This window comes from Pantoea sp. X-Soil-OKNW-556, from assembly GCF_059730695.1.
The window spans coordinates 3,816,644-3,829,228 of the sequence record NZ_AP035990.1 but is presented as its reverse complement, the minus strand read 5'-3'; the positions used below and the strand labels follow the sequence as shown (position 1 = coordinate 3,829,228).

11 protein-coding genes are annotated in these 12,585 nt (G+C 55.3%); 5 read left to right on the top strand and 6 right to left on the bottom strand.

What is annotated here, in order from left to right; translation table 11 throughout:
• Positions 1-116 precede the first annotated feature (116 nt).
• Both AC6I8T_RS17765 and AC6I8T_RS17760 read left to right on the top strand, forming a co-directional pair.
• Positions 117-884: a transporter substrate-binding domain-containing protein gene (locus AC6I8T_RS17765; RefSeq protein ID WP_021183447.1), complete on the top strand. Its 768-nt coding sequence runs from the start codon at positions 117-119 to the stop codon at positions 882-884.
• Positions 885-1,158: 274 nt separating this feature from the next.
• Positions 1,159-2,142 (top strand): IS110 family RNA-guided transposase, encoded by a 984-nt coding sequence (locus tag AC6I8T_RS17760; protein WP_497833612.1) that lies wholly within the window; start codon positions 1,159-1,161, stop codon positions 2,140-2,142.
• 29 nt (positions 2,143-2,171) lie between these two features.
• On the opposite strand, the gene AC6I8T_RS17755 is transcribed toward AC6I8T_RS17760, so the two are convergent.
• From AC6I8T_RS17755 to AC6I8T_RS17730, 6 genes are all read right to left on the bottom strand, one after another.
• Positions 2,172-3,035: a ketose-bisphosphate aldolase gene (locus AC6I8T_RS17755; protein ID WP_021183446.1), complete on the bottom strand. Its 864-nt coding sequence runs from the start codon at positions 3,033-3,035 to the stop codon at positions 2,172-2,174.
• A 135-nt stretch (positions 3,036-3,170) separates the two neighbouring features.
• The gene (locus AC6I8T_RS17750) at positions 3,171-4,022 is read right to left on the bottom strand and encodes a class II fructose-bisphosphate aldolase (RefSeq protein ID WP_208723595.1); all 852 of its coding nucleotides are present in this window, start codon (positions 4,020-4,022) and stop codon (positions 3,171-3,173) included.
• 9 nt (positions 4,023-4,031) lie between these two features.
• A complete protein-coding gene (locus AC6I8T_RS17745; protein ID WP_021183444.1) occupies positions 4,032-5,123 on the bottom strand; it encodes a PTS fructose transporter subunit IIC in 1,092 nt (363 codons plus the stop codon).
• A gap of 11 nt (positions 5,124-5,134) precedes the next feature.
• Positions 5,135-5,449 (bottom strand): PTS fructose transporter subunit IIB, encoded by a 315-nt coding sequence (locus tag AC6I8T_RS17740; RefSeq protein ID WP_013510517.1) that lies wholly within the window; start codon positions 5,447-5,449, stop codon positions 5,135-5,137.
• A 22-nt stretch (positions 5,450-5,471) separates the two neighbouring features.
• Complete coding sequence (locus AC6I8T_RS17735) at positions 5,472-5,942, bottom strand: PTS sugar transporter subunit IIA (RefSeq protein WP_021183443.1); 471 nt, start codon at positions 5,940-5,942, stop codon at positions 5,472-5,474.
• An 18-nt stretch (positions 5,943-5,960) separates the two neighbouring features.
• Positions 5,961-7,520, bottom strand: a complete 1,560-nt coding sequence (locus AC6I8T_RS17730) for a BglG family transcription antiterminator (protein WP_208723596.1) — start codon at positions 7,518-7,520, stop codon at positions 5,961-5,963.
• A 411-nt stretch (positions 7,521-7,931) separates the two neighbouring features.
• Between AC6I8T_RS17730 and parC the strand changes: the two genes are divergently transcribed.
• From parC to ftsP, 3 genes are all read left to right on the top strand, one after another.
• Positions 7,932-10,202 (top strand): DNA topoisomerase IV subunit A, encoded by a 2,271-nt coding sequence (gene parC / locus AC6I8T_RS17725; RefSeq protein ID WP_021183440.1) that lies wholly within the window; start codon positions 7,932-7,934, stop codon positions 10,200-10,202.
• 49 nt (positions 10,203-10,251) lie between these two features.
• Positions 10,252-10,989 (top strand): 1-acylglycerol-3-phosphate O-acyltransferase, encoded by a 738-nt coding sequence (locus tag AC6I8T_RS17720; protein ID WP_021183439.1) that lies wholly within the window; start codon positions 10,252-10,254, stop codon positions 10,987-10,989.
• 121 nt (positions 10,990-11,110) lie between these two features.
• Positions 11,111-12,541, top strand: coding sequence for a cell division protein FtsP (ftsP, locus tag AC6I8T_RS17715; protein WP_021183438.1), 1,431 nt, complete (start codon positions 11,111-11,113; stop codon positions 12,539-12,541).
• Positions 12,542-12,585 lie beyond the last annotated feature (44 nt).

The window sequence follows — 12,585 nt, the reverse complement described above, 5'->3', positions numbered from 1 at the left end:
TACGCGCGCGGACCAGGCAGAAAAATGCGTGTCAGATCACAAGACTTTTGCTTTTAACGCAATAATGCGCCAGCGTGTGGAACAATTGGAATGCAAACACAAAATAGAGAAGAAAAATGAAAACCATGTTATTCAGTGCGTTACTTCTGGTCAGCGGCGTCGCTCAGGCGCAATCTCACCTTGATCAGGTACGCGAAAGCAAAACGCTCAAAGTCTGTACCACCGGGGATTACAAACCGTATAGCTATTTGCGCAGTGACGGGCAGTATGAAGGGTTGGATATCAGCATGGCGCAGTCGCTGGCGGAAAGTCTCGGTGCCAAAGTGCAATGGGTACCCACTACATGGAAAACCCTCAGCGAAGATTTTGTCGCGCAGCATTGCGATATCGCGCTGGGTGGCGTGTCAGTCACTCTGAAGCGCCAGCAAATTGCCTGGTTCGCTCAACCGTTGGGGGTGGATGGCAAAATCCCGTTGGTGCGTTGCGCTGATAAAGCGAAGTATCAAACCATTGAACAAATCAACCAGCCGCAGGTGCGAGTGATTGAACCGGCAGGCGGCACTAACGAAGCCTTTGTGCACAGTCATCTGCCGAACGCTTCGCTGACGCTGTTCCACGATAACGTCACCATTTTTCAGCAACTGGTGGATAACAAAGCGGATGTAATGATCACTGATGCGTCGGAAGCCTTGTTCCAGCAGAAACACTATCCGCAGCTCTGTGCACTTAACCCGGATCAACCGATGCAGTATGGCGAGAAGGCGTACATGATCCCGCGTGATGATATGAGCTGGAAACAGTACGTTGATCAGTGGCTGCATCTCAGTACCGCCACCGGGGATTATGCGCGTATCGCGGAGCAGTGGTTGGGTGTAATTAAATAAAAACCGGTCGTAGCGGCGCAATTTATCGCGCGTTTTTTCAAAAACCGCGCGATAAATCGCGCCGCTTGTATCTTGAAGTTGTAACTGGTTAGCTACCCGTTACACGAAACGGAGGCAGCTTGTCGCGCCGCTTAAGACCCGATCTTGTGCCGTAGCTTAAAGCCCTCCGTTTCTCCTTTCACGCCAGCATCTACTCTGAACGGTAACCAGAAGCTCTGACTTCGTATGTACAAGGCAAGATGGCGTGATGGTTCATGTGAAAGGGAGCTGTCTTATGATTTATCTCGGTATTGATGTCAGTAAAAACAAACTCGACCTCTGCCTGTTGCCCGGCAACGGGAAAAAGAAAACCAAAACCCTCAAAAATCATCCCGACGCCGGCCGGGAGATAAATGACTGGTTAATCAGGCAAAAATGCCATCCTGAACAGGTGATGGTGGTGCTCGAAGCGACCGGCATTTATCACGAAAACGTCGCCTTCAGTCTTCATGAAAATACCCCCGTCACGGTCTGCATCAGCAATCCTCAGCGGGTCAGGGAGTTCGCCCGTGGAATGGCTATCCTGACTAAAAACGACTCCGTTGATGCTTACATCCTGGCCCGTTATGGCGAGCTGAAACAGCCTGATGCCTGGGTGCCACCCTCCCCGGAGGTCCGTAAACTTCGGGAGCTGGTGCGTCTGCGGGACTCACTTCAGGCTGATGTCCAGCGGGCGGAGAACCGACTGGAAAAAGCCCATTCAACCCGCACAGCGCCTGAAATCATTGACTCGCTGGAGAGAACCCTGAAAGCCCACAGGGACGAGCTGAAGCGTATTGAAGCGCTCATCTCAGACCACACAGATAATCATCCGGGTCTGAAGGAAGACCGTGAGCTGCTGGAATCGATAAAAGGAATAGGCAGCGTGGTGGGCACGACAATGCTGTCGGTGCTGCGCTCGTGTCCGTTCCGGAGTGCTTCACAGGTCGCTGCGTGGCTGGGTGTGGTACCGGTGGAAAAAACGTCCGGGAGCTCAGTCAGGGGGCGTGCGCGGATGTCAAAAACAGGCCCGGCAGACGTAAGGGCGAAACTGTATATGGCGGCGATCGTAGCGATCAGGTGGAATGCCCCAGCGAAGGCGCTGTACCAGAGGCTAATCGCGAAGGGCAAAGCCAGCAAGGCCGCGCTTGGAGCGGTGATGCGCAAGCTGGTTCATCAGTGCTTCGGGGTGCTGAAAACGCGGATGAAGTGGGATGAAAATTACGCAGCTACCGCTTGACGTTCAAGACGGTAGCTACGGACACAATATTAACGATACAAACTGGCTTTACCCAATCCACCAAACAGGTTCATTTTGTAGCGAATCACCTCTTTTGCCGCCGCAATCGCATCCGGGTAGATCACATTCGGATCCCACCAGGTTTCGCGCGCCAGAATTTCGCGTACTTTCTGGAAGTAGGCGAACTTCATATCGCTGGAGATATTGATTTTGCCTACGCCCAGCGTCACTGCTTCGGCAATTTCCGCATCCGGGTTGGCGGAGCCGCCATGCAGCACCAGCGGAATGCTCAGACGCTGTGAAATGTCGCGCAGAATATGCATCTGCAACTCCGGCTTCATATCCTTCGGATAGATGCCGTGCGCGGTGCCAATCGCGACCGCCAGGGTATCAACACCGGTACGCTGGACAAAATCCTCGGCCTGGGCTGGTTCGGTGTAGATCACCTTACTCACGCCGCCTTCTACCGTGGTGCCGGTATCGCCAATGGTGCCCAGTTCGCCCTCAACGGAAACGCCCACGGCATGCGCCAGTTTCACCACCTCTTTGGTCAGCGCCACGTTCTCTTCATACGGTAACAGCGAGCCGTCGATCATCACTGAGGTAAAGCCGCACTGGATAGCGCGCAGCACCTGAGCGATGGAAGCCCCGTGGTCAAGGTGCAGGGTGAAGGGGACGGTGCTTTTCAGCGTGCGCTCACGGACGTAGCCAAAAAATGCATCAGTAACGAATTCCAGTTCGCTGGGATGGATGGAGATGATCGCCGGGGTTTGAGTCGCCTCAGCTTCCTCGACCACAGCGCGAATAAAGCAGCTATCCGCCACATTAAATGCGCCAATGGCGAAACGGTTTTCACGGGTAGGTGCCAACATCTCTTTCATAGAAATCAACATGTTATGTTTTCCTTAAGGTGATGTTTAGTCAGGGCCGACGGCAACGCCGACCCGATGATGAATAAAATTGGGAAGAAATCTGTCTTCCGTAAACCTGCGCGATAAATCGCGCCGCTACGATGCTGTGCCCGGTAATCAGACCTTACCGGCCGACCCCGACCAGCTCAGGTACTCGGCCACCACTTCGCGGCAGGCGGATTCCATCAGCCCGAGCAAATCTGCCAGCTCGGCGTGGGGATGTTGTTTAAGTGCCTGTTGCAAGGCGTTCTTACCGGCATCAAATACCGCTGCGCCAACATTGATCTTGGCGACGCCAAACTGGCTGACGCGGCGCAGATCCTCAGCCGGCGTGCCCGATCCGCCATGCAACGCCAGTGGCAAGGGCGACACGGCGTTCAACTCCTGCAAACGCTGGAAGTCAATCTTCGGTTTGACGCCAGCCGGGTATAGCCCATGTGCCGTACCTACCGACACCGCCAGCAGGTCAATGTGCGTCTGCTCCACGAACGGCAGCACGTCGGCGACCTGGGTCATCTTCACCGCGGCATCCGCCAGTTCATAGGTTGGGGCATCGGCGATATGTCCCAGCTCACCCTCGACGCACACCCCAGCGGTATGTGCCATCTTCACCACCTGGCTGGTCTGACGAATGTTCTCCGCCAGCGGTTCAGATGAGGCATCGATCATCAGGCCGGTAAACCCGGCACGAAACGCCTGGCCAATCAGCGGGAAGGCTTTACCGTGGTCAAGTGCCAGCGCCACCGGCACCGTGGCGCTTTCCGCCAAAGCCCGCACCAGCGGCACCGCAAGCGGAGGTGGGAAATGCGTGCTATGCCCCTGATAAACATTGAGGATCAGCGGTGCGCGCTGTTGTTCGGCGGCCTGAATCGCCGCCCGCGTGGTTTCCAGGTTGAAGCAGTTAATCGCCAGCACCGCGTATTGTTGTTTTGCTGCTGCCTGAATCAGGTCATTCATCATGGCAAACATGGTGGCTCCTTATTCCAGTGTGAATTTGATCTCTTCATCGCGGACGCCAGGGGCTTCCACATCGTCGAACTCTTCATCCGCCTGGGTCACGGTTTTCTTCATCAGCGACAGCATCACGCCACACACCACGGTGCCAATGCCGAGCGCCAGACAGAACAGCCAGGGTTTGGTAAACAGCGGCACCACAAACATCCCGCCATGCGGCACCGGCGCTTCCACGCCCCACACCATAATCAGCCCGCCAGCAATCGCCGAGGCGACAACACAGCTGGCAACCACACGCAACAGGTCACGGGCCGCAATCGGGATCACCCCTTCGGTAATCATGCAGATACCCATCGGGAAAGCGGCTTTCAGCGCCTCTTTCTCCGCTTTGGTGTACTTATGCCGTGTCAGCAGGAAGGAGAGGGTGATGCCGAAGGGAGGGATGATGGAGCCGACAAATTTCACCGCCTCTGGACCGTAAATGCCATCCACCAGCATGCCGTCGGCAAACAGCGACATGGTTTTATTGATCGGACCGCCAAAGTCGAAGGTCGCCATCGCACCGAGAATCGCCCCCATGACAAACTTCGAGCCACCCTGCATCGATTCCAGCAGATGAATCAGCGCCTTCTGCAACCAGACAATCGGCTGGCCGATAAAGGTCATCATCAGCAGCCCGGCGATGATGGTACTCAGCAGCGGCAGCACCATGATCGGCATCAGTCCCTGCATTGATTGCGGCAGTTTGATGGTGCGGCGCAGCAGCAGCACGGTATAACCGACGAGGAAGCCACCGAGAATGCCACCAATAAATCCGGTGCCGATCTGGCCGCAAATAAACCCGACGATCAAACCTGGGGCAAAACCGGGACGATCGGCAATCGAGTAAGCGATAGCCGCGCTGATCAGCGGCACGATCAGCCCCATCCCCCAGCCACCGATCTGGTTCAACATCCAGGCGATGGTGCCGGTTTGCTTACCGACATCCGGCCCGCCGATCACCTGGCCCAGGGCGATACAGATCCCGGCAGCGACGATCAGCGGGATCATCCAGGAGATACCGGTGAGCAGATGGCCTTTGATCTCCTGGCCGTACTGACGTTTGTTGTCACTCATGATGGATCTCCTCAGGCTCGCGCCAGTGAATCCGCCACTTTTTCGAGGAATTTCACCGGTGACTTGATCACCACTTCGGTTTTGACCCTCACGATAGGCTTGCCCTGAAAGCGCTCTTCGCCTTTGATCTTGACGTCAACGGCGAGGATCACCACATCGGCTGCGGCGATCGCTTCACGCGTCAGTTCCGTCTCGGTGCCGATGGTGCCCTGAGTTTCGACGTGGATGGTGTGGCCCAGTGCATGGGCGCCCTTAATCAGTTTTTCGCGCGCGATATAGGTATGCGCGATGCCTGCCGTGCAGGCCGCTACACAGACAATATTCATGTGTCACCTCAGAGGAGTAGGGTTAACAGAGGTCGGTTTCGGCGTACTGACTAAACAGCCGGATGATATTGCTGGGGTCGTTTTCCGCCAGCAGTTGGGCAATCACCTCATCATCGGCCAGCGCGCTGGCCACCTGCGACAACAGGCGAATGTGGGTGGTGTTCTGATCTTCCAGTCGCACCGCGAACAGGATGATGCAGCGCACCTGGCTGCCATCGAGCGTTTCCCAGGGAATATCCTGCTGGGTGCGGCCAATGGCTAAGGTCGTTTGCCGCACGGCGGCAGACTTGCCGTGCGGGATGGCGATATGGTTTTCAAATCCGGTTGAGCCTTCCGCTTCGCGCAGCCAGACATCGGCGATAAATGCCTCGCGATCGCTGATGGCGCCGTCCTGATACAGCAGCTCGGTCAGCTCGTTGATCACTTCTTCTTTGCTGGTGGCAGTCAGGGCCAGATTGACGCGGCGCGGCGTCAGAATGCGAGAAATATCCATCAGTCAGACCTCATTCAATTAATGTTCAGCCAGGACGCAGCGCGTCCCCTGTGGCAGCTGGCTGCCAATCATGGCGTCGGTAACCCGCCGGATATCGTCATCGTTAAAAAATGCACTGACATACACGCTGGGGATGGCCCCGCTGCTGAGGTGAATCGTGGTAATCACCAAATCCACCGTTTCGCGCTGACAAAATGCCTCGTGGTTGCTGGCTGATACCACGCCTGCGATTTCCCAGTCCGGGAAGGCGCGCAGGATGCGACTTTTCAGCAAATGCGACGTACCCACTCCGCTGGAGCACACCACCAGAATGCGTTTATGGGCAATTTGCCGTTCCAGCGCGGCCTGAAAATGGACGCAAAGGTAACCTATTTCGTCATCGGCGACTGGCGAGAGATCGAACGTGCGCGCTGTCAATTGCATTGCCTGTTGTGTCAGTGAAAATATTTCTTTCATTTCCTGCTGAATATCATCCAGCAATGGATTACGAATATGGATGTGATATTTAAGGCGATTTAATAAAGGCTTAATATGCACCAGTAACCCGTCAAATAATAAACGGTCCTGAGATAAATCCTGCTGAATAAAGGCCGAGAAGCGATCAATTAATTCACAGGTTATTTTAACCGACTCCGCCGTGGAAAATTGGTTATGCATTGGCGCATGGTCGCCACGTTCCTCCACCACAATGCCGGATGAGACGATATATTGATAAATAAAACCGACTTCATCGGCGGGTAGCGCACAACCGATACGTGCCTCAATCTGCGTAACCATCTGTCGGGCGATGGTCAGGATACGCTTATCAAGATCCTGCGCCGCCAGCATGGTCTGCAACGCCAGTACGTTCCCCTGTGCCATACGGTGCATCATGATCAAAATGTGGGTGCACAGATTGAGATACCAGGCATCGCCCAGCGGGTAACTCAGTTGCTGCTCCATCTGTTGCAGCAGCGCCTGGACAAAGGCCACATCCTCATCGCCAAAATAATGGACCAGTGCCTGCTGGCTGCCGGGATCAAGCCGTGGCAGCAAGGGCGTTCCGGCGACGTTTTGCTGCATCACATCATTAATCAGCGACACCATCGCCTGACGCAGCGTCTGTTCGTTGCCCTCGATATGGGTGCCGCCTGGGCCGCGCGCCAGCGTCAATCCCAACGGTTGCAGCCACTCTTCAATCACCTTCAGGTCATTAACAATGGAGGCATGGCTGATAAAATAACGTTCGGACAACTTACTGATAGAGGTTTCGCGTGGTGCATCACTCAGCAACTGGGAGGCAATTTTTACCCGACGGCTGTTGTGGCTCAGCGCTTCGCTGTTGTCATCGCCATTCAGTTGTTGTTCCAGTTGCAGGCGTTGCTGAACATCATCAACCCGCAAGCGTACGCCGCGGCCAGGGGTTTTCTCCAACACCATTGCCCAGTTGTTCAGCCAGTTTTCCAGCCATTGCAGGTCACGGTAGATGGTTTTTTCGGATACGCCGAGCTGTTGCGCCAGTTGCTTCAGGGGTTGCGGCGCGGCCTGCTGCAACAGCAGTTTCACTAATCGGTGTTGTCGCGAAGTCAGTATTTGCATTCGTTCACCTTTATTTTGGCAAAACAGTTTCCCGTCAGGTTGTTTTTTATATTTTCCAGATGCCAGAAATCAGGAGCGCAAAAAATCTTTCTTATGGAGTATGAATTTAGAAAAGGACGGGGAAAGCAACAATACTAAATGTTGTCCTCCGAAGAGGACAGGATTAATACGAATTGGATTATCTGAAAATTAATTGGGATCGTGATCACAGCGCGTTGGAATTATTCATTGTGATCCTGATCGCATTCTATTTTGTTTTTTTAATCTGCCTCACATTTATTTTCCAACCATGATTCCTGATGTCAGAGATGGCTTCCCCTGTGACTAAGCCACGGGAATAAGGTACTATCCTCGCCAAACGACCGCCGGATGTCCCGCCGCCGTGGGCCACGAAGTGAGGATGCAAGCTTAATGAGCGAATTGACGCAGGATGGTGCAGAGCGTCTTGCCCTGCACAAATTTACAGAGAACGCGTACCTGAACTATTCCATGTACGTGATCATGGACCGTGCGCTGCCCTATATCGGTGACGGCCTCAAGCCGGTACAGCGCCGTATTGTCTACGCGATGTCTGAGCTGGGTCTGAACGCCAGCGCCAAATTTAAGAAATCAGCACGTACCGTGGGTGACGTGTTGGGTAAATACCATCCGCACGGTGACAGCGCCTGTTATGAAGCGATGGTGCTGATGGCACAGCCGTTCTCTTACCGCTATCCGCTGGTGGACGGTCAGGGCAACTGGGGTGCGCCGGATGATCCGAAATCGTTCGCCGCGATGCGTTATACCGAATCGCGCCTGTCCAAATATGCCGAAATCCTGCTGAGTGAGCTGGGCCAGGGTACGTCGGATTTTATCCCCAACTTTGACGGCACCTTGCAGGAACCGAAGATGTTACCGGCGCGTCTGCCGAACATCCTGCTGAACGGCACCACCGGCATCGCCGTAGGTATGGCGACCGACATCCCGCCGCATAACATTCGCGAAGTGGCGCAGGCCGCGATCACCCTGATCGAGAAGCCAAACACCACGCTGGATGAACTGCTGGATATCGTGCACGGACCGGATTTCCCGACCGAAGCCGAGATCATCACCCCGCGTGATGAGATTCGTAAGATTTACCAGAACGGTCGCGGTTCCATCCGCCAGCGCGCGGTGTGGAAAAAAGAAGAGGGTGAAGTGGTCATCACCGCGCTGCCGCATCAGGTTTCGGGGGCGCGCGTGCTGGAGCAGATTGCTGCACAGATGCGCAATAAAAAGCTGCCAATGGTGGAGGATCTGCGTGACGAATCCGATCACGAGAACCCGACCCGTCTGGTGATTGTGCCACGCTCTAACCGTGTCGATCTGGATCAGGTGATGAACCACCTGTTTGCCACCACCGATCTGGAAAAAAGCTACCGCGTTAACCTGAACATGATCGGGCTGGATAACCGTCCGGCGGTGAAAAACCTGCTGGAAATTATCTCTGAATGGCTGGTGTATCGTCGCGATACCGTCACCCGCCGTCTGAACTACCGCCTGGAACGCGTGTTGCGTCGCCTGCATATCCTTGAAGGTTTGTTGGTGGCGTTCCTCAATATTGATGAAGTGATCCACATCATCCGTACCGAGGACGAGCCGAAAGCGGTGCTGATGTCGCGCTTTGATATCAGCGAGACGCAGGCCGAAGCGATTCTGGAATTAAAACTGCGCCACCTCGCTAAACTCGAAGAGATGAAGATTCGCGGTGAGCAGGCAGAGCTGGAAAAAGAGCGCGATCAGTTGCAGGCGATCCTCGCCTCTGAGCGCAAGATGAGCAACCTGCTGAAGAAAGAGTTGCAGGCTGACAGCCAGACCTACGGCGACGATCGTCGTTCACCGCTGCGTGAGCGTGAAGAAGCCAAAGCGCTGAGCGAAACAGAGCTGGTGAGCGCCGAGCCGGTCACCATTGTACTGTCGCAGATGGGGTGGGTACGTAGTGCCAAGGGCCACGATATCGACCCAGCCGGTCTGAGTTACAAAGCGGGAGACAGTTATCTGGCTGCCGCGCGAGGTAAGAGCAATCAACCGGTGGCGTTTATCGATTCCACCGGCCGCAGTTATACCCTTGATCCGACATCGCTGCCGTCGGCGCGTGGTCAGGGCGAGCCGTTAACCGGCAAGCTGACGCCGCCACCGGGCGCGGTGATGGAGCAGGTGCTGATGGAGCCGGATGAGCAGAAATTGCTGATGGCTTCGGATGCGGGTTATGGCTTTATCTGTACCTTTGCCGATCTGGTGTCGCGCAACCGTTCGGGTAAAGCGCTGCTGACGCTGCCGGAAAACGCCAAAGTGATGACGCCGATGGCGGTGAATCACGAAGATGACATGTTGCTGGCGATCACTCAGGCCGGCCGCATGTTGATGTTCCCGGTGGGCGAGCTGCCACAAATGTCGAAAGGCAAGGGCAACAAAATCATCTCTATCCCATCCGCAGAAGCCGCAGCGGGTAGTGACAAGCTGGTGTGGTTGCTGATTCTGCCGACCGGCAGCGCGATTACCTTACATGTAGGCAAGCGCAAGCTGGTGCTACGCAGCGAAGAGTTGCAGAAGTTCCGCGCCGATCGTGGTCGTCGTGGTACGTTGTTACCACGCGGTTTGCAACGTATCGACCGTGTTGAGCTGGATGCCCCAACGCGCCACAGCGAAGCGAGTGAAGAATAACCCTGCAAAATAATAAAGCAGGCAAGGGTATGCCATTATTGAGGAAGCTATGTTACTAATTTTACGGGCTATTTTTGTAATCATCTATTCGATTCTGGTCTGTGTGTTTGGTTGTATTTGGTGCCTGTTTTCACCGCGTAACCCGCGCCATGTGGCCACTTTTGGCCACATGTTTGGTCGCTTATCATCGGTGTTTGGTGTCAAAGTGGAACTGCGTAAACCGGCCGATGCCGCGAGCTATGGCAACGCCATTTATATCGCAAACCACCAGAACAACTTCGACATGATCACGGCAGCCAAAATTGTGCAGCCCACCACGGTGACCGTTGGCAAAAAAAGCCTGTTGTGGATCCCGTTTTTTGGTCAGTTGTACTGGCTGGCGGGCAACCTGTTGATTGACCGTGATAATCGAGCCAAGGCACATGGCACCATAGGTGAATTGATCGATCAGTTTAAAAAGAAACGCATTTCGTTCTGGATGTTCCCGGAAGGGACGCGCAGCCGCGGGCGTGGCCTGCTGCCGTTTAAAACGGGTGCGTTTCATGCCGCGATGGCAGCAGGGGTGCCCATCATCCCGGTGGTGGTGTCCAACACCCATGACAAAATCAAACTCAATCGCTGGAACAACGGTCTGGTGATTGTTGAGATGTTACCCCCGGTGGACACTGCCGCGTTTGCCGACAGTTCAGTACGTAAGCTGGCGACCCACTGCCGCGAATTAATGTCGGCAAAGCTGGAAGAATTGAACGCCGAAGTCGCCGAGCGTGAAAAAAACGGTAAAATCTGACCGTTCCCACGGGGCAGGCAATCTGCCCCGTGCCATCTCCCCGCTTGGGGGACAGCACAGCAATAGCAATTAGAAAAAATGGACGGCGTCCTCACGCCACGCTCAAAGGGTCTGAAGTTTTATGTCTTGCAGCAGACGTCAGTTTATTCAGCTTTCTGCCGGTGTTGCGCTTGCTACCAGCGCTATGCCATACACCGCGCGTGCCGCTTCCGCACCCGCTGGTGATACACCTCTTCCGGTCCCGCCGTTGATTGAATCACGCCGCGGTCAGCCACTCTTTCTCACGCTCCAGCGTAGCCACTGGTCATTCAATGGCGACAGCAACAAAGTGCCGGTTTGGGGCATCAATGGCATGTATCTTGGCCCGACGGTACGTGTGTACAGCGGCGACGACGTAAAACTGATTTACAGCAATCGTCTCAATGAGCCGGTGGCGATGACGGTGAGCGGTCTTCAGGTGCCAGGCGCCCTGATGGGTGGCGCGCCGCGTATGATGTCGGCGGGTGTTGACTGGGCACCCGTGCTGCCAATTCGTCAGGGAGCAGCGACCCTGTGGTATCACGCCAATACCCCCAACCGTATGGCCCCGCATGTCTACAACGGGCTGGCGGGGATGTGGCTGATTGAAGATGACGTCAGCAAGACGCTGCCGCTGCCAAAGCATTACGGTGTGGATGATTTCCCGCTGGTGATTCAGGACAAGCGTCTCGACAACTTTGCCACCCCGGTGTACGACCCGCCGCAGGATGGCGGCTTCCTCGGCGACACCTTACTGGTCAATGGCGTGCAAAATCCCTATGTGGAGGTTTCACGCGGTTGGGTGCGTTTGCGCCTGTTGAACGCGTCTAACTCACGTCGTTACGATCTGGCTTTCTCCGATAATCGCCCGTTTACGGTGATCGCCAGCGATCAGGGCTTTTTGCCTGCGCCGGTCGCGGTGCAGCGTCTGTCGCTGGCTCCGGGTGAGCGACGTGAAGTGCTGGTGGATATGTCGCAGGGCGATGTCGTGTCGATCACCGCAGGCACTGCGGCGGGTCTGATGGATCGTTTGCGCGGGCTGTTTGAACCTTCATCGATTCTTGCCAACACCCTGGTGTTGACGCTGCGACCGACCGGTTTGCTGCCTTTGGTGACGGACAATCTGCCGATGCGTCTGCTGGCGGATCAGATTCTGGATGGTGCGGCGGTACGTACCCGTGAATTCCGCATTGGCGATGGCATGCCGGGCATCAATGGTGCGCTGTGGAATATGGGGCGTATTGATACCACCGCGCAGCAGGGCAGCTTTGAACGCTGGATCCTGCATGCCGACCGCCCGCAGTCACTGCATATTCAGGGCGTGATGTTCCTGATTAAAAGCGTCAATGGCGCGCAGCCGATGGGTGAAGATCGCGGCTGGAAGGATACGGTGTGGGTTGATGGTGATGTCGAATTGCTGGTGAGCTTTACGCAGAGTTCGTCGGATCACTTCCCGTTTGTTTATTACAGCCAAACGCTGGAGCTGGCGGATCGCGGTACAGCGGGGCAGTTATTGGTTAACCCATCGGCGTAATCTCTTTCCCTCGCCCTAACCCTCTCCCGCAAGCGGGAGAGGGG

Excerpts from the sequence above, each read along its gene's own strand:
- AC6I8T_RS17760 (WP_497833612.1), top strand. The coding sequence starts at position 1,159 with ATGATTTATCTCGGTATTGATGTCAGTAAAAACAAACTCGACCTCTGC.
- AC6I8T_RS17730 (WP_208723596.1), bottom strand. The coding sequence starts at position 7,520 with ATGCAAATACTGACTTCGCGACAACACCGATTAGTGAAACTGCTGTTG.
- AC6I8T_RS17750 (WP_208723595.1), bottom strand. The coding sequence starts at position 4,022 with ATGTTTGCCATGATGAATGACCTGATTCAGGCAGCAGCAAAACAACAA.
- ftsP (WP_021183438.1), top strand. The coding sequence starts at position 11,111 with ATGTCTTGCAGCAGACGTCAGTTTATTCAGCTTTCTGCCGGTGTTGCG.
- parC (WP_021183440.1), top strand. The coding sequence starts at position 7,932 with ATGAGCGAATTGACGCAGGATGGTGCAGAGCGTCTTGCCCTGCACAAA.
- AC6I8T_RS17765 (WP_021183447.1), top strand. The coding sequence starts at position 117 with ATGAAAACCATGTTATTCAGTGCGTTACTTCTGGTCAGCGGCGTCGCT.
- AC6I8T_RS17745 (WP_021183444.1), bottom strand. The coding sequence starts at position 5,123 with ATGAGTGACAACAAACGTCAGTACGGCCAGGAGATCAAAGGCCATCTG.
- AC6I8T_RS17740 (WP_013510517.1), bottom strand. The coding sequence starts at position 5,449 with ATGAATATTGTCTGTGTAGCGGCCTGCACGGCAGGCATCGCGCATACC.
- AC6I8T_RS17735 (WP_021183443.1), bottom strand. The coding sequence starts at position 5,942 with ATGGATATTTCTCGCATTCTGACGCCGCGCCGCGTCAATCTGGCCCTG.
- AC6I8T_RS17755 (WP_021183446.1), bottom strand. The coding sequence starts at position 3,035 with ATGTTGATTTCTATGAAAGAGATGTTGGCACCTACCCGTGAAAACCGT.
- AC6I8T_RS17720 (WP_021183439.1), top strand. The coding sequence starts at position 10,252 with ATGTTACTAATTTTACGGGCTATTTTTGTAATCATCTATTCGATTCTG.